Source organism: Massilia sp. Root418, from assembly GCF_001425265.1.
Taxonomy (GTDB): domain Bacteria; phylum Pseudomonadota; class Gammaproteobacteria; order Burkholderiales; family Burkholderiaceae_D; genus Rugamonas.
On the sequence record NZ_LMEC01000001.1, the window covers coordinates 972,343 to 989,584 of the forward strand.

The window sequence follows — 17,242 nt, forward strand, 5'->3', positions numbered from 1 at the left end:
TCCCCTACGCCGAGAAATCCAGCGGCGTGCTGCGCTGCCGCTTGCCGGTGAGCGCAAACAGCGCGTTGGCGATGGCCGGCGCCACGCCCGGGTTGGACAGCTCGCCCACTCCGCTCGGCTTGTTCACGTCGCCCTGGATGATGGTGATGTCCACCTCAGGCATGTCGGCCATGCGCATCACCGGGTAGTCGTGGAAGTTCGACTGCAGCACGCGGCCCTTCACGATATCGAGCTTGTCGTACAGTGCATGGCCCAGGCCCCACATGATGCCGCCGTACAGCTGTTCCTGGACGCTGCCCGGATGGACCGCCAGCCCGCAATCGGCCACGCAGGTGATGCGGCGCACCTTCACCGTACCGTCCACCTTCTCCACCTCCGCCACGATGGCGATGTAGCTGTTGTAGGCCTGGTTGGTGGACAGCCCGAGCGCACGGTTGGCCGCCAGCGGCTTGCCCCAGCCGGCCCTGGCGGCGGCCTGCTCCAGCACCGCCACGTGGCGCGGCCGGTCCTTCATGTACTCCTTGCGGAAGGCCAGCCTGTCCTTGCCGGCCGCATGCGCCAGTTCGTCCATGAAGCTCTCGGTGGCAAACACGTTCGGGATGAAGCTCACCGCGCGATACCAGCCGGTGGGCATGCCGGTTTCATGCCGCACCCAGCCCAGGTCCAGATGCTCCGGCTGGTAGGCGAAGTCCCATTTGCTGATCGCCTCCGTGGTGCTGTAGTCCATCTTGTCCTTGCGCTCGTCGTAGCCCGGCTCCCATTCCTCCGGCGAGGCGGGCGACACCGCGCGCAGCTGCAGGGCGGTCAGCCTGCCCTCCGAGTCCAGCGCGCCGGACACCCTGGTGTAGCTGGCGGCGTGGTAAAACAGCGCGCGCACTTCGTCCTCGCGGCTGTACATCAGCTTGACCGGCTTGCCGGTTGCCTTGGCCAGCCAGGTTGCCTCCAGCAGCCAGTGGCGTGATTCGCGCGCACCGAAGCTGCCGCCGCCGGTGAGCTCCTTGAGCACCACCTTGTCTTCGCCGATGCCGGCCACCTCCCTCGCAGCCAGCTGCGCATTGCTGGGTACTTGCAGGCCGCCCCAGTAGGTGATGGCGCCGTCCGTGATCTCCACCACCACGCATTCGGGCTCCAGCGGATTGGGCACCTTGTACGGCATGGTGTATTCGGCGCTCAGTACTTTGGCGCCCTGCTTCAGCGCCTGCGGCGCATCGCCCTTGGTGACGGTGCGCACCAGCTGCGCGTCGGCCCGCGCCAGGTGGGCGCGCTGCCTGGCAGGCATGTCCTTGCTGTTGAAGCGCACAAACTCGCCATCGTTCCACGTCACCTTCAGCGCGTCGCGTCCCTGCTTGGCGGCCCAGTAGCTGTCCGCCAGCACGGCAACGCCCTCCTGGTTCCCGCCCAGCAGCGCGGCTGGCGACGCCGGCACCTTCAGCACCTGCCGAACGCCGGCCACGGCCAAGGCCTTCTTCGCGTCGATGCGCCTGACGCGCCCGCCGATCACCGGCGAGCGCAGGATGACTGCCACCAGCATGCCCGGCAGCTTCACGTCGATGCCGTACACCTGCTTGCCGGTCACCTTGGCGCGCGCGTCGAGCTTGCGGCTGAGTTTTCCGATCAGGCGGAAGTCTTGCGGCGCCTTCAGCACCGGTTCCTTGGGCGGCTGCAGCCGCGCCGCGTCGCCGGCCAGCGCGCCGTAGGTGAGCTGGCGGCGCGTGGGCGCGTGCTGCACCTTGCCGCCCAGCGCACGGCATTCGGCCAGCGGCACCTGCCAACGGTCCGCCGCTGCCTGCACCAGCATCATGCGTGCGCTGGCACCGGCTTTGCGCAGCGTTTCGTATTCCAGCATGACGCTGGTGCTGCCGCCGGTGGAGAACACATGCCACTGCGGATGCATGTAGTCCTTGAAGAAGGGATGCTCGGGCGTGATGATTTCCACCTGCTCCAGGTCCACTTCCAGCTCTTCGGCCAGCACCAGCCCGAGGGCCGTGCGCGTGCCTGTGCCGGAATCATGCTTGTGCACCACCAGCTTGATGGTGTCGTCCGGGAACACGCGTACGAAGGCGTTCGGCGACAGCGGCCCGGCGGCGCCGGCCTGCGCGGCGCCCGCGCCAGGCACCACGAAACCCACAGCCAGCCCGGCGCTGAGCGCGGCGGCCGATTTAAGGAAGGCGCGGCGCGATGGTACGGTGCTGCCTGCGCTGCCGGCGCGATTGGCGTTGCGGGAAGTGCTCATGGCTGCTCCCTCGCGGCGGGCGCGGTGGCAGCCGGCATGGCGGCCGCCACGTGGATGGCGCGGCGGATGCGCTCATAGGTGCCGCAGCGGCAGATGTTGCCGGACATGGCGTTGGTGATCTCGTCGTCGCTGGGCTTCGGACTACGCCTGAGCAGCGCAGCGGCCGACATCAGCTGGCCGGACTGGCAGTAGCCGCATTGTGGAACGTCCTCCTGCAGCCAGGCCTGCTGCAGCGGGTGGTCGCCCTTTTCCGACAGCCCTTCAATCGTGGTGACCTTGCGGCCCACGGCGGCGGACACCGGCGTGCTGCACGAGCGCACCGGCTCGCCGTCCAGGTGCACGGTGCAGGCGCCGCACAGCGCCGCGCCGCAGCCGAACTTTGTGCCGGTCAGCTCCAGCTGGTCACGCAGCACCCACAACAGCGGCGTGTCCGGCGTGACCCGCACGTTGTGCACTTCGTCGTTGACATTCAGTTGCATCTCCGTCTCCCAAAGTCTTGTTGTTGAAATGAGTATGGTGAGCAGCGAATTATTTGTACAATATATTCTTGAGTACCGATTGATATCGAGGGAATATGGATCTGCGCCTGCTCCGCTACTTCACCGTCCTGGCCGAGGAATTGCATTTCGGCCGCGCCGCCACGCGGCTGCACATGTCGCAGCCGCCGCTCAGCCAGCAAATCAAACTGCTCGAGACGGAGCTGGGCACGCCGCTGTTCACCCGCACGCAACGGCGCGTGGAACTGACGGCGGCGGGTGTGGCACTAAAGGGCCAGGCGGCGCTGGTGTTTGCGCAGATGGAGCGCGCGGTGGATCTGACGCGGCAGGCGGGACGCGGCCACTGGGGCACGCTGGAGATCGGGATGATCAGCTCTTTGATGGTGGGCCTGCTGCCGCAGGCGCTGCGCATCTTCCAGGACCGCTACCCGGACGTGAAGTGGACGCTGCACGAGCTGCAGCCCGCCGCCCAGCAAGCCGCGCTCAAGGAGCGCAGGCTGGACCTGTGCTTCTACCGCATGGGGCCGAACGATCCGGAGCTGACCAGCGAGCCGCTGTCGAGCGAAGAGATCGCCGTGGTGCTGCCGCAGCAGCACCGGCTGGCCAAGCGCACCCGCGTGGCGCTGAAGGACCTGGCCGAGGAGCGCTTCATCTCCTTCAAGCTCGACCAGTCGCGTTTCGCCGCCTATCTGTACCAGAGCTGCATCGAAGCGGGCTTCACGCCCAATGTGTATCAGCAGGTGGTGGAAGTGCAGACGCTGCTCAGCCTTGTGCGCGCCGGCCTGGGCATCGGCCTGCTGCCGGCATCGACCGGACAGTTCGGGCACGCGGGCGTGGTGTACCGCACGCTGGCCCAGCCGGCGCCAGGCACCACGCTGTATGCCACCTACCGCAAGGACGATCCTTCGCCGGTGCTGCAGGTGTTCCTCAACATCATGCGCGAACTGATCGAGACGCCGCAGCCCTAGCCCCTGGCCCCGGCCCTAGCGTTGCGCGGGCCCGACGCGGCATGCAGATTGGCTCGCACGGTCTGTCGATAGGCCCCGGAGAGCGCTGGATTCCTGCTTAAATTGGGGCCATCGACAATCAAGCCCCAGGATGCAAATGAAACGACTCGCCCCCGCCGCCGCATTGCTGTGCTGCCTGCCCGCTTACGCCATTGAACCGCTGCCGCAGGAGACCATGGAGCAGCAGCCCGAATTCAAAGTGGAAGTGCTGCAGGTAACCGACATCGAACCCTACCAGGAAGCCTACGCCGGCTTTATCGGCGCGCTGCGCGCCCAGCAGATCGAGACCGGCCGCAACCTGCGCGTGAACCGCGTGAAGGTGGACTTCGACGTCGAGCGCGGCGGCTTCTGGAGCAAGCTGGGGGTGGTGATGCGGATACGCCAGGAAGCGCAGCGCATCGCCGCCGCCAAGCCGGACCTGGTGCTGGCCATCGGCACGCCGGCCACCAAGTATGCGCGCGGCATCCTGGAGGATGCGAAGGTGCCGCTGGTGTTCACCGCCGTGGCCAATCCGCTCGATGCGGGCTGCGCCTCGCTGGCCGACTGCGGCCCCGGCGTGACGGGCTCCACGCTGTACACCAATATGGGCGACGCGCTGGCCATGGTGCGGCGCGTGTTTCCGGATGCGCGCCGCATCGGCATGGTCCATACCGACGATGAAAACGGCGTGGCCAACGTGGCTGCGGCGGCCGGCAGCGCCCCGTCGCTGGGCATGGCGGTGACCGCGCGCCAGGTAGCGAAGACCGACAGCATCGTGCCCTCGCTGAAGGCACTACACCAGCAGGGACAAGGCGTACAGCTGTTCGCCGTGCCGCTGGACACCTACTACGGCCTGCACCGCTACGAGGCCGCCAACGACCTGGGCGACTTCAGCGTGGAAAACCAGGTGCCGGTGGTGACGCTGGCCATGGTGCGCGTGCCCGGCGCGGCGCTGTACATCGGGGCGGAGTTCGGCAAGGTGGGCGCCATGGCCGGGATACAGGCCGCCAAGATATTGAAGCACCACGTCAAGCCGGACGTACTGCCGGTCCTGCGCCAGGACAAGCCCACCGTGCTGGCCGATCCTGCCAGGCTGGCGGCGCTGAACGTCACGCTGCCGGCAACCGTCGCAGCCGGCAAGACGCAGGCCGGCAACGGCTTCTGGCAGCTCGAATGGACGCCTACGCCCTAGGCCAGCGCCTGCGGTAGGCAAACAACAGCCCCATGCCGGCCAGCCACATGGCGTATTGCGCCGGCTCGGGAACCGCCACCAGCACGTAGCTGGTGGCCTGGAGATTGACGGTGCCGGCGGCGCTCTCCCCTTGCGATGCGGCGGCGGCGAACAAGGTGAAATCGCGCTCGCCGTCCCCCACCAGTTCGGACTCGTCCCAGCCCGCGGCGCCGGCGGGGTAGTTGTTCAGGGTGACCGCCAGGCGGGCGCGCGCACCCGGCACGCCGACCGTCCCGGAACTGGCCTGGTGGCCATCCTGGAAGAACGACACCTGCGTGAACGGCGTCAGGGTGAAGCTGAACTCCCGCATGCCGTAGGCCAGCACCGGCGTACCTACGCTGTGCACGGCGGTCTCGATGCCGGACGGCAGGCTCCACGAGGAAGCCGTGTTGCCGTCACGCTCCCAGTAGAGCGGCGCGCCGGTATCGCTGGTTTCTCCCTGCCAGTCCTGGCCCTCCTCCATCGGGCGGCCATGCCATGCAATGCTGCGGTATGCGGGCGAAGAGGACTGCGGCGCCAGCGTGATGCGGGGCGCGATGCCGTCCAGCGGCGCCAGGTCGGTCAGCGTGTAGCGCCAGGTTCCCATGCTGACCGACGCGCTGCTCTGCGCCGCAGCGCCGCCGGCCGCGAGGGCGAGCATGGCTGCAAGGCCGGGTGCAAGGCCGCGCCGGAGGCTGGGGGCAAGGCCGCGCCCAAGGCCTGAGGCAAGGCCGCGTGCCGGGCGGGGTCTCGGCCGCCGGCCGATGCCGCGCCCGCGCGAGCGCAGCGCCAGCCCGGCGGCAACGCCCAGTCCAGCCAGCAGCATGGCCCAGCTGCCGGGTTCGGGCACCGGCGACGTGACGACCCGCGCGCTGGTGTAGAGGGACAGATAACCGTTGGCCCCTTCGCTGCCGGAGCGCAGTTCGCCGTACAGGATGCCGTCGTTGGCGGCTGGCGGCGCACCGGCATTGCCCACCAGCCAGCTGTAGAAACCGCCGCTGCTGCCGGGAACGCCCAAGTCTTCAAGATCGCCGCTCATGCCCGCCTGGGACAGCGCCTCTCCCCCTAGCCCCAGCACCGCATCGACCCGCGTCATTGCGCGGAAGATGACGGCGGTGGCAGGCGAAAGGTGAAACCGGGCGGACCAGTCACTGCTCGCAAGGAACGAGGTGCCGCCCACGGTGGCATTGACCGTGCTGGCCAGGGCGTCGCCGCTGACGGAGCTGGAAAGGACTGCGCCGGCGTCGTTACGGCCCACGCTGCCATGGCCGTATATTTCATCGGAGTCGATTATGCCGTCCCGTACCAGGCTGTAATAGGCGTGCTGGGACTGGGACACGATAGCGAAGCCCGGGCTAACGCCGTCGGCCAGGTCCAGGTCGATCAACTCTATCGTAAAACCGCTGATCTCGGCCCTGGCGCTGTCGGCCCTGGCTTGAGTCATGGAAAGGCTGGTAACGGCCAGTGAGGCGCCAACGAATAGTGTCTTAATGCATTTCAGATTAATCATGATGTCCCCTGATAAATCATTTATGAACGCAACAAATTGACCCGCAAAACGTGGACGTCAATTAAATCACGATCTTAAATTAGGGACCGCTCAGCTGGCTCGGACAGCGTCTCGATTGGATTGCGGCTAGCCAGGATGCCGCTTGCGCCGGTAGCTCGCCCCCACTATGCCCAGCCCTGCCAGCAGCATCGCATAGCTTCCAGGCTCAGGCACTGCCGGCAAAGGATTGGGAAAGGCGAAAACGACTGCATCCAGCGAGATGCTGCCGCTTGCCTGCTCGCCCTTCGAGGCGAGCGAGCCGAACAACACAAAGTCCCGGCTGCCAGGCACGGTCAGCGTCATGCTATTGACCGTGAAACCGTCGGCATGCGTGGAATCCAGCCAGGCCCGCATGGAGGCGGAGACCCGCACCGTGGTTGCGTCGTCCCAATCCGCGCTGGCGCGGCCGTCCAGATACAGCTGGAGCGCTGTATTCGGCGACAAACTGAATTCATAGTTGCGCTCGCCGCTTGCAATGGCGAGCGGGCCCGTGGTCTGCACCGCCACCGCCATGCCGGAGGCGGAACTGACCGCCGAGGCACTGCCGCCCGGTCCCGTCCAGCTCAATGGCTGCGAACCCCAGGTCTGCTCGGAGCCGGTTTGATACAGGAGGTTGCTGCGATAAGTGAGCCCATTGCTCAGTTCGGAAATCACGACGCTGGGTGAAATGCCATCCTGCGGCGCCAAGTCAATCAGCGCATAGCGCCATGCTGACAAATCCACCATCCCGCTTCCTGCCGCCGTTGCGTTTCCGCCTACCAAGGTCATGGTGGCCAGCAGCGCTACCCCGCCCGCCCGCCTTGCGCGGCGCTGCCGCAGCGCAACTGCAGCCAAAAGCGCCAGCCCTCCCGCCAGCATCGCGCCGGTGCCAGGCTCAGGCACCGGCGGCATGGCCTCGACCGACGCGTACGCTGCCGACCAGAGGGACACCGAGCCCGCCGCCTCGGTGGCGCCGCTACGCAACTCCCCGAACAAAACGCCTTCGGCGTAATCGCTTGGCAGCGCAAAATTGGTCGAAAGCCCATCGCCGAAGCCTTGCCCCTCGGTAAACCGGCCCTCCATGCTGGCCTGTCCTTGCGCAATATGGCCGCCGTCCAATGCCGAGCCTACCTCTGCCCACGCCGTAAAAATGACTGCGGTGTTCGGCGACAGTATGAAATCGCCGCGCCAGCTGCTGATTGCCTCGAAACGTAAATTGGCGCCCGGCGCATACGCTTGGGTGGCCAAACCGGCGGCGGATACGGTGCTGCTGACGCTGCCGCCACCATATTCCCGTCCAACGGAGCCGAATCCGGAGATTAACTCGGTCGCATCGGCTCCCCTGCCTGCCACAGCATAGCCAGCCTGGGCGAAATCCCCTTGCGATTGACTGAACGTAATAGAGGGAACGATGCCGTCCGACAAATTCAAATCGATGATTTCGACTTTGAATTTGTTTAATTCGGATTTTGCCGTAGCAGCATGAACATTTACAACTGACAACCAGGAAAATCCTAATATCAGCATTAATCCAGCCAGCTTCTTCGCTTTCATATTACTATCCTTATGATTAATTTATTAAAATAAAATTAATTAAATCATAAAGCGGAATTCAATGCGCTGGCAGCCAGCTCAACCGTGCGTGGCGCGCTGGCCATCGAGCTTGAACACGCTGACCGCGCGGGCCAGGCCTTGGGCGCGGTCGCTCAACGCATCGGCGGCGGCGGCGGCTTCCTCCACCAGCGCCACGTTCTGCTGCGTCAGGCCATCGATCTGCGCAATGGCGGCATGGATCTGCTCCAGGCCCGTGCTCTGCTCCAGGCTGGCCTGTGTAATTTCGCTCATGATGCCGGCCACACGCTGGATGCTGGCGACGATGTCCTGCATCGTGGCGCCCGCCTGGTCCACCAGCCTGGCGCCGCTGCCGACCTTGCCGACCGAGTCGCCGATCAGGGTCTTGATCTCCTGCGCGGCGGCTGCGGAGCGCTGGGCCAAATTGCGCACTTCGGCCGCCACCACCGCGAAGCCCCGCCCGTCCTCGCCGGCCCGCGCCGCTTCCACGGCTGCGTTCAGCGCCAGGATATTGGTCTGGAAGGCGATGCCGTCAATGACGGCGATAATGTCCACGATCCTGCGCGAGGACGCGTTGATCGAGCCCATGGTATCGACCACCTGGGCTACCGCCTCGCCGCCCCGCGCCGCCACCTCGGAGGCGCGGCGCGCCAGCTGGTCGGCCTGGCGCGCGTTTTCCGTGTTTTGCCGCACGGCGCCGGCAAGCGTCTGCATGGCGCCGGCGGTTTGCTGCAGCGAGGCCGCCTGCACTTCGGTGCGCGAGGACAGGTCGTTGTTGCCGCTGGCGATTTCGGCGGCGGCCCGCCGCACCTCCTCGCTGGCGCCGCGAATTTGCAGCAGCACGCTGCCGATCTTGCCGGCGAAACGGTTAAAGGCGCGCGCGATCGCAGCCAGCTCGTCGCTGCCGCTTTCATCCAGCCGGCGCGTCACGTCGCCTTCGCCGTCGGCAATGCCGGCCAGCGCGTCGCGCACTTGCTGCAGGCGGCGCAGCATACGGCTGATGAGCAGCGGCAGCAGCACGGACGCGGCGGCGGCAGCGAGCAGCGAGGCGGCGGCGGAGCTGCGCAGCAGCGCGTTGAGATCCTGCGCGGCGTCCGCGCGGTCCAGCACCAGCACCAGGGTCCAGCCGGTGCCGGGAATGGCGGCGGCGTACAGCAGCGTATCGCGTCCGCCAAGGCGGGCGGTCACGCCGCCGGCGCGCCCCAGCATGCCGGGTTCCAGGCCGGCGCCCAGTTCCGCCAGCGGGCGCATGGCCAGGCTGGCGTCCGGATGGGCGATCAGGCGGCCGTCACTGTCGGCCAGGAAGGCATAGCTGTTGGGTGTGGGATGGAGCGCGCGCACCTGGCGCACCACTGCCGTCAGCGCCACGTCCGCCGCCAGTACGGCTTGCAAGGCCCGGCCGCGCGCATCGCCGCCGCCACGCAACAGCGCCGCTTCGGCGAAAGTGACCACCAGCTGGCCGCGTCCCGCGTCCACGTAGGGCGCGGTGACGATGGGCGCGCCCGCCGCCACAGGCAGCTGGTACCAGGGCCGCGCGGTGGGATCGTAGCCGGGCGGCGCGGCTTCATCGCGCGACGAAGCCAGACGCTTGTCCGCGTAGCCTATGTAGGCGTTGTCAAAACCGCCGGCCAGCGCGGCGGCCTTCAGCACCGGCACAGGGTCCGCGCTCGCGGCAGCGGGGCGCAGGGATGCCACGATGGCGCGGCGCGAGCCGACCCATTCGCCGATGCCGGCCGCCTGGCTTGCAGCCAGCTGGCGCAGCTGATTGTCCAGCGACGCAGCCATGCGGCTGCGGGTAGTGAGATAGTTGGCGGCCACCACGGCCAGCATGGCCAGCACGACGATGGACACGCACAGGCCGATCAGCCGGCCGCGCAGGGTAGCGAACATGGGGAATGGGGGGAAAGTTGAGCGCCGCCCCTGCTGCTGTCGGCAACGGAGGCAGGGGCAGCGCGCAGGGTGGATTACTTCTTGGGCGGCATGCCGAATACCGGCTTGCCCAGCAGTTCAGTGGACACCGTATAGATGCCGTGGTTCGAGAACACCCACACCAGGTTGCGGTCCCACTCCACGAAGATGCTGTGCACCGGGTTGGGCAGCGCGCGGATGGAGAGCGTCTGGCCGTCGGTGGTCTTCTTCCCGGCATCGACCATCTTCGGCACGAAATAGCCCGCAATGACCGGTTTCAGCGGGTCTTTCACGTCAAAGATCTGCAGGCCGGCGTTGTAGTACGAGTACGGCATGTAGCGCGGGCTCGGCGTGCCCGGCTGGATCGCCGCGTAGCCGCTGCGCTTCGGACCGAAGCTGCCGCGCCGCTGGCAGTAGTCGGTGAACGGCGCTTCCTTCGGCGGGGTCGGCGTCGGCAGCACGTTGACGATCTTCGGCCGCAGCGGATCGCGCACGTCGATCGAGTAGATCGCCTTCAGCGGTTCGTAGCAGTCCTCGGACATCGGGTAGCCGCTGTAGTAGACCATGCCGGTCGATTCCACCTTGGTGACGTCGATGTTGTCGCCCTCGGTGCCGGTCACGCTCACCGGCATGTCGATGTGCGCCACCTGCTTCATGTTCTTCGGATCGGAAATGTCGATCACGTAGAAACCGAAGCCGCCCATTGCCGCGTAACCGTACTTGCCGCCCTGCTCCACCGGCTTGGGAATGAACAGCGGCATGCGCGCGCCCATCCACGAAGTCTTGTTGCCGGCGCGCGGATTCTTCTTGTATTCCTCTTCCTCGCCCACGCGGGAACCCGGCGCCCACCACATCGAAAGGCGTTTCGGATTGGCGGGGTCGGACACGTCGTACACCAGCTGCGCACCGGCGTGCAGATAAGTCTTGTACTCGGTGTTGGCGAAGCTGTTGTCCGGCGCGCCGGCCACGAACAGGTACTGGTCGCCGTTATACACCGGCACGTCCTGGCAGCCGGAGCCTTCCTGCACCGGGTCCCTGGCCGAGTGGCTTTCGTCCAGCGCGGTCTCGGACAGCAGCTTCCAGTCGGTCCACTGCGGGCTGGTCACCTCATAGATGCGGAAGCCGCGCAGCATCGGCTTCTTGCGCGCGTTCTCCACCTGCTCGGGATTGGTGTACTTGTTCCAGATCAGGCCGTAGCGCGAAATCTCATAGCACTGCACCGCGATCATCTTGTTCAGTTTCTTGTTGAACTTCACGTTGAAGGGGCCGAACTGGTGCTCGCCTTCCTTGGTCTTGAAGGTCTTCTTCTGCACCACTTTCACGTTCTTCGGATCGGTGATGTCGAACAGGTTGTACATCCAGGTTTCGTAGTCGTACAGGTAGCGGCGGCCTTCCCAGTCCAGTGTGGCCTGCCAGCTGTGGCCCGCGCCGGCCACCTCGGGAATGAAGCCTTCCAGCTTCACGTTCCTGGCGTACTGGTTCTGGTCCAGGTAGCTCAGGCTGCCGGCCACCGGGTGCGCGCCGTACACGTCCGGCGTCATGTCCGGGCTCTTGAATTTGCCGGTCTTTTCATCGTAGCCCCATGACCCGGGCGCCGGCAGCGGCGGTTCGCCGGGCAGCAGCTTGACCTCCTTGGTGTTCGGGCCGGGTGCGTCCGGCGCGTTCAGGTTGGCGCCGCTGCGCGGCTGCTGGGCCAGTACGCTGCCGGCAACGGCGGCGGCGCACAGGGTGAAGGTCAGGCGGGGCAATAACTTCGTCTTCATAGCGTGGGCTTTCTATTCAGGTTAGTCGGAGGTCAGAACGCGTGGCGCAGGCCCACTTGCGTACCGCGTTCGGGGTTGGCGCTGCCGTTGTAGTTGAAGGTGAGCGGGTACGGCACTTTCGGATTGCCCCTGGTGATGACGCGGCCATGGTTGATATAAACGTCGGTGCGCTTGGAGAAGCGGTAGTTGTAGCCGGCCAGGAAGCTGTTGGCGTCGGTCAGGTCCCTGCCAACGTCGTCGTGGCGGCGCACCACGCTGATGTAGGCGCCGTGCGGGCCGCCGATCTTCCAGCGCGCGCCCACTTGCATGTCCCAGCCCCTGGTCTGGAAGCCCACGTACGGCGGATAGGCGTAGTAGCCGTTGTAGGTGTGGTAAATGAAGGTCGGCTCCACGCTGCCGAAGCGGTAAGTGGCGGAAAGGTAGTTGTCGCGCGAGCTTTCCATCTTCGGGCTGGCGATGTTCTTGATGTCCTTGTGGTCGGACACGAAGCCCAGGTACAGCGGACCGCTGCGGTACTCCACGCCGGTGCTGATGACACGGCCGTTGTGGTCCGCCGTTTCCTGCCCGGTGGTGACCATGAAGCGGCCCTTGAAACCGCCGAGTACCGGCGTGTTGTAGGAGATGGCATTGCTTTCGCGCCACGGAGCGTAGAAGTACTGGTTGTTGCTTACCCGGCTGTAGTCGCCCGACCAGCTGGGGTCCGCGTAGCCGACGATCCAGTAGGACGGCGTGTTCTGGCGGCCCAGCGCAAACTGGCCCCAGCCGCCGCGCATGCCCACGTAGGTTTCGCGCGGGGTCGGGCCGCCGCCGGTGTCGGCCGCCAGCTGCATCTGGTGCAGGAAGAAGGCCTGGTTGCCATCCCCCAGGTCTTCCGTCGCGCTGAACTCCAGGCGCGAGTTGCTCAAGCCGCCGCTGGAAACGCGCGTCACGCTTTCCTTCGGCGTGGACAGCCGCTCCAGGTTGATGTCGATGACGCCCGATATCGTCACGTTGCTGGCCTCGGCCCGCTGCGCGCCGGCCGCCATGGCGGCCAGCGCCGCCAGTACTGCCACTCCCGTTGCCTTCAGTTGCATCTTTGTCTCCTCGTTTTATATTTTGTATCAAGGGCAAGCTAAAAAACTCAAGTCACTGCTTTTCTGGTCAAGAATTTCTCCTGGTTCCACTCTCCACTGGCCATGATCTGTTTCAGGGTGTCCACCGTGTGATGAACGTCGATATAGCGCACATACAGCGGCGCGAAGCCGAAGCGCAGGATGTCCGGCATGCGGAAGTCGCCGGTGATGCCGCGCGCGATCAGCGCCTGCACGATGGCATAGCCTTGCGGATGGGTGAGCGCCACCTGGCTGCCGCGCTGGTTGCAGTCGCGCGGCGAGCCGATGCCGAAGCCGGACAGCTGCTCGTCCACCAGGCGGATGAACAGGTCGCCCAGCGCCTTGCTCTTGTTGCGCAGCTGCTGCATGTCGATGCCGTTGAAGACATCCAGCGCCGCATCCAGCGCCAGCATGGACAACAGCGGCGGCGTGCCGCACTGCATGCGGTTGATGCCGGGCGCGGGCTGGTACTGCTGCACGAAATCGAACGGCTTCTGGTGGCCGTGCCAGCCCGACAGCGGCTGACGCACCTGCTCCAGATGGCGCCGCGCGGCGTACACGAAGGCTGGCGCGCCGGGGCCGCCGTTCAGGTATTTGTAGCCGCAGCCGACCGCGAAGTCGGCGTTGACCTCGTCCAGCTCCACGTGCAGCGCGCCGGCGCTGTGCGCCAGGTCCCAGATCACCAGCGCGCCCACGGCCTGCGCCTTGCGGGTCAGCGCGGCCATGTCGTAGACGGCGCCGCTGCGGTAGTTCACGTGGGTCAGCATCAGCACGGCCACGCTGTCGTCCAGCGCGTCGGCGACAGCCGACGCGTCCGAGTCCACGTAGCGGATCTCGCTGCCGAACAGCTCCGCCACGCCCTGGGCGATATACAGGTCGGTGGGGAAGTTGCCCTTTTCGGTCAGGATCACCTTGCGGCCGCTGTTGATGCGCAGCGCGGCGGCCAGCGCCTTGAACAGGTTCACGGAGGTGGAGTCGCCCACCATCACTTCGTCGGCGCCGGCGCCGATCAGCGGCGCCACCTTGGCCGCCACGCGCTGCGGCAGGTCAATCCAGCCGGCGTCGTTCCAGGAGCGGATCAGGCCCTGGCCCCATTCCCTGGCCACGGCTTCCTGCATGCGGGCCGGCAGGCTGGCGGGCATGGCGCCCAGGGAATTGCCGTCCAGGTAAACCTCGCCTTCCGGCAGGGTGAACTTGCTGCGGTACACGGCCAGCTGGTCGCGGGCATCGAGGTCGATGCAGTCTTGCTTGGTCAATTTCATTCCAGTTGCTCCTATCGATGAATCTAGTATGCAGAGGTGTTGCAATAAGCGAAAATGAATTGTTCGGCTCCAGATATTCCAGTTCTTTATTCCAGAATTGGGCGTGGCGGAGCCTGGCGGGTTACGCGCGCAGCGCTAACCCGCCCTACGGATCGCCAGTCATGCAGTGTTGTAGGGCGGGTTAGGCGGCACGCCGTAACCCGCCGGACATCAGCGCTTGCGGTAGCGCCAGAAATACAGGGCGCTCAGCGCCAGCATGAAGGGCACGCCGGTGAGCAAGGTCATTTCAAACTCGCGGGTGAAGGCGGTGGTGGCCATAATGGCCAGCATCAGTGCCGCACCCAGCAAGGTGAGCCACGGGAAGGCCCACATGCGGAAGGCCAGCCTGGGCTGCCCTTCCCTGCCCCAGCGGCGCCGGAAGCAGTAGTGGGTGACGAAGATCATCAGCCAGGTGAACATGGCGCCGAACATGGAGATGGCCATCATCAGCATGAAGGAGCCCTTCGGATACAGCACGCTGAGCGCGGCCGCGATGGCAATGCCGGCGCACGACAGCGACAGCGCGGCCACCGGCACGCCGCGCTTGCTCAGGCGCCCGAAGCGCTCCGGCGCCTGCCCCGCGCGCGACAGGCTGAACATGGTGCGGGTGGTGATGTACAGCTGGCTGTTCATGGCCGACAGCGCCGCCACCAGGATCACGAAGTTGATCAGTCCCGCCGCGCCGGGCACGTGCAGCGCTTCCATCGCCATCACGAAGGGACTATGGCCGTTGCCCGCCGCCGTCCACGGCACGATGGCCAGCATCAGGCCCAGCGTGAGCATATAGAACACCACCAGCCGCAGCATGGCCGCCTTGAACGCCCCGGTGATGGCGCGCTGCGGGTCCTTCGCCTCGCCGGCCGCCACCGCCACCATCTCGATGCCGAGGTAGCTGAAGATGGAGACGATCACCCCGGTCCACATGCCGGCGCCGCCGTTGGGGAAGAAGCCCTGGTGCTGCAGGTAGTTCTTGAAGCCGATCGGCCCCGCCGCCGGCGCCGCATACACCAGCCAGGAGCCGATGACGATGAAGGCGACGATGGCGGCGATCTTGATGGTCGAGAACAGGTATTCGACGTTGCCGAACACGTCCACGCTCATGGCGTTGACGAACACCAGCGCGGCCGAGAACAGCGCGATCCACATCCACGCCGGCGTGCCGGGGAACCAATACTGCATGTACAGCGCCACCGCCGTGACCTCCGTGCCCACCGCCAGCACGATGGATGCCCAGTAGGCGTAGCGCACCGCGAAGCCGGCCCAGGGGCTGACATAGTGCTCGGCGTAGGCGCCGAAGGAGCCGGCGGTGGGGTGGGCCACGGTCATCTCGGCCAGGCAGCCGATCAGCAGGATGGCGATCAGCGCGCCGATGGCGTAGCTGACCAGCACACTGGGACCGGCAAAGCCGATGGCGAAACCGCTGCCGAGGAACAGGCCGGTGCCGATGGCGCCGCCGATGGCGATCATCGACATCTGGCCGCTGGTCAGGCCGCGCTGCAAACCGTCCTCGCGCGCGGCGATCGCGGCGAAGCCGCTGTCAGGGTGGGTCATGTGTGTCTCCAGTTGGCCGCTTGGCGCAAGGATGCGCGCGGCTCTTGTGGGGTGTAGGGTCAGATGCCGAAGAACTCGCCGGCGTTGCCGCCCAGGAGCCTGGACGTGCGCTGCGCGCTGAAATCGGCATCGCGTATCAGCTTGCCGACCTCCTGTTCGCCCAAGGGATAAGGGTAGTCCGAGCCAAGCATCACGCGCTCCTCGCCCATCACGTCCACCAGCAGGCCGAGGGCGCGCTGGTCGAACACGGCCGAGTCCACGTGGAAGCGCTTGACGTAGGACGACGGCGGCTGCGGGCAGTTTTCGCGCACAATGTCGCGCTGGTGCCAGGCGTTTTCCACGCGGCCCAGCAGGAAGGCGAAGCTGCCGCCGCCGTGGGCGAAGCAGATCTTCAGCGACTCGGGCAAGCGCTCGAAGGCGCCGGACATGATCAGCGACAGGATGCCCAGCTGGGTCTCGGCCGGCATGGCCACCAGCCAGGGCAGCATCCATTTCTTCATGCGCGCGTCGCCGCCCATCATGTCCCACGGGTGCACCAGCAGCGGAATGCCGTCGTGCGCACAGTGGGCGAGGAAGCGCAGCAAGCCCTCGTCGTCCAGGTCCAGGTTGCCCAGGTGGTTGCCGATCTGGACGCCCACATGGCCGTTGGCCTTGGCGCGGCTCACTTCGCGGCAGGCTGCGTCGATGTCCTGCAGCGGCACCTGCGCCAGCGCCTTGAGCCGCTGCGGATTGTGCGCACACAGTTCCAGCGCGTAGTCGTTCATGCGCTCGGCCCACGGCAGCGCCAGGCCGATCGGGTAGCTGTAGCCGAACATCACGGGCGTGGCGCACATCAGCTGGACGTCCACGCCGGAGCGGTCCATTTCCTCGACCCGGCGCGCCGGATCCCACAGCGCAGAATACACCGGCCGGAAGGGCTGGTCGCCGGTCATGATCATGCCGTGGCCGTTGTCCTCCACGCGCAGCCAGGGGGCCTTGTGCTTGTCCAGCGCAGCCGCTTCGGCTTGCGTGATGGGCGGGAAGAAGTGGCTGTGGATGTCGATTACCTGGTCCGCTTGCGTCATTTGGCCCCCAGCTTGCCGGGGTGGACTTCGCCGCATTGCGGGCAAACCCGCAGGCTGGCGTCGCCGTAGAAGCGCTCGAACAGCGGCGGCAGGTCCTTGACGATGCTCTGCAGCTGCGTCTCCACGCGATGCACCAGGTGGCTGCAGGACAGGCAGTACCACTCGAAGGCGTCCAGCATGCCCTGGGGCCGCTGGCGTTCGATGACCAGGCACAGGCTGCCCGCCTCCGGCCGCTGCGGCGAATGACGCACGTGCGGCGGCAGCAGGAAGATGTCGCCTTCCTTCAGGTCGATGCGCTCGACCCGGCCGCCGTTCATGATATTCAGGTAGGCGTTGCCCTTGAACTGGTAGAAGAACTCCTCCAGCGGATCGTCATGGTAGTCGGTGCGCTGGTTGGGGCCGCCGACCACGGTGACGATGAAGTCCGCGTCCTGCCACACTTGCTGGTTGCCGACGGGGGGCTTGAGCAGGTGCGCGTGCTCCGCGATCCACTTCTGGAAATTGAATGGTTTGCCGTATTTGTACATGGTTGCGTCCA

Annotated in this window: 13 protein-coding genes; 2 read left to right on the forward strand and 11 right to left on the reverse strand. The window is 66.2% G+C overall.

The window, feature by feature from the left end; translation table 11 throughout:
- Window positions 1-4 precede the first annotated feature (4 nt).
- Entirely contained in the window at window positions 5-2,233 is a 2,229-nt protein-coding gene (locus ASC94_RS04020) for a xanthine dehydrogenase family protein molybdopterin-binding subunit (protein ID WP_056391020.1), read from the reverse strand.
- Entirely contained in the window at window positions 2,230-2,712 is a 483-nt protein-coding gene (locus tag ASC94_RS04025; RefSeq protein WP_056391023.1) for a (2Fe-2S)-binding protein, read from the reverse strand. The genes ASC94_RS04020 and ASC94_RS04025 overlap by 4 nt, the downstream gene beginning before the upstream one ends.
- A gap of 95 nt (window positions 2,713-2,807) precedes the next feature.
- Here ASC94_RS04025 and ASC94_RS04030 point away from each other — a divergent pair, with 95 nt between their 5' ends.
- Window positions 2,808-3,698: a LysR family transcriptional regulator gene (locus tag ASC94_RS04030; RefSeq protein WP_056391026.1), complete on the forward strand. Its 891-nt coding sequence runs from the start codon at window positions 2,808-2,810 to the stop codon at window positions 3,696-3,698.
- 136 nt (window positions 3,699-3,834) lie between these two features.
- Window positions 3,835-4,908 carry an ABC transporter substrate-binding protein gene (locus ASC94_RS04035; RefSeq protein ID WP_229417156.1) on the forward strand — a complete coding sequence of 358 codons (1,074 nt, stop codon included), beginning with the start codon at window positions 3,835-3,837 and terminating at the stop codon, window positions 4,906-4,908.
- Here ASC94_RS04035 and ASC94_RS04040 read toward each other — a convergent pair.
- The 9 genes from ASC94_RS04040 to ASC94_RS04080 form a co-directional block, all read right to left on the reverse strand.
- Complete coding sequence (locus ASC94_RS04040; RefSeq protein ID WP_200955538.1) at window positions 4,898-6,370, reverse strand: PEP-CTERM sorting domain-containing protein; 1,473 nt, start codon at window positions 6,368-6,370, stop codon at window positions 4,898-4,900. The two genes, ASC94_RS04035 and ASC94_RS04040, sit on opposite strands and share 11 nt — an antisense overlap.
- A gap of 192 nt (window positions 6,371-6,562) precedes the next feature.
- Entirely contained in the window at window positions 6,563-8,008 is a 1,446-nt protein-coding gene (locus ASC94_RS04045; RefSeq protein ID WP_056391038.1) for a PEP-CTERM sorting domain-containing protein, read from the reverse strand.
- A gap of 78 nt (window positions 8,009-8,086) precedes the next feature.
- Complete coding sequence (locus ASC94_RS04050; protein WP_056391041.1) at window positions 8,087-9,916, reverse strand: methyl-accepting chemotaxis protein; 1,830 nt, start codon at window positions 9,914-9,916, stop codon at window positions 8,087-8,089.
- A 74-nt stretch (window positions 9,917-9,990) separates the two neighbouring features.
- On the reverse strand, window positions 9,991-11,697 hold the full coding sequence (locus ASC94_RS04055) for an LVIVD repeat-containing protein (protein WP_157201266.1): 1,707 nt from the start codon (window positions 11,695-11,697) through the stop codon (window positions 9,991-9,993).
- 32 nt (window positions 11,698-11,729) lie between these two features.
- The gene (locus tag ASC94_RS04060; RefSeq protein ID WP_056391048.1) at window positions 11,730-12,770 is read right to left on the reverse strand and encodes a porin; all 1,041 of its coding nucleotides are present in this window, start codon (window positions 12,768-12,770) and stop codon (window positions 11,730-11,732) included.
- Window positions 12,771-12,817: 47 nt separating this feature from the next.
- Window positions 12,818-14,050, reverse strand: a complete 1,233-nt coding sequence (gene kynU / locus ASC94_RS04065; protein WP_056391051.1) for a kynureninase — start codon at window positions 14,048-14,050, stop codon at window positions 12,818-12,820.
- 210 nt (window positions 14,051-14,260) lie between these two features.
- The gene (locus ASC94_RS04070; RefSeq protein WP_056391054.1) at window positions 14,261-15,640 is read right to left on the reverse strand and encodes an amino acid permease; all 1,380 of its coding nucleotides are present in this window, start codon (window positions 15,638-15,640) and stop codon (window positions 14,261-14,263) included.
- 59 nt (window positions 15,641-15,699) lie between these two features.
- On the reverse strand, window positions 15,700-16,704 hold the full coding sequence (locus ASC94_RS04075; protein ID WP_056391057.1) for an amidohydrolase family protein: 1,005 nt from the start codon (window positions 16,702-16,704) through the stop codon (window positions 15,700-15,702).
- A complete protein-coding gene (locus ASC94_RS04080; protein WP_056392124.1) occupies window positions 16,701-17,231 on the reverse strand; it encodes a 3-hydroxyanthranilate 3,4-dioxygenase in 531 nt (176 codons plus the stop codon). Before ASC94_RS04080 ends, ASC94_RS04075 begins: the two co-directional genes overlap by 4 nt.
- Between the last annotated feature and the right edge of the window lie 11 nt (window positions 17,232-17,242).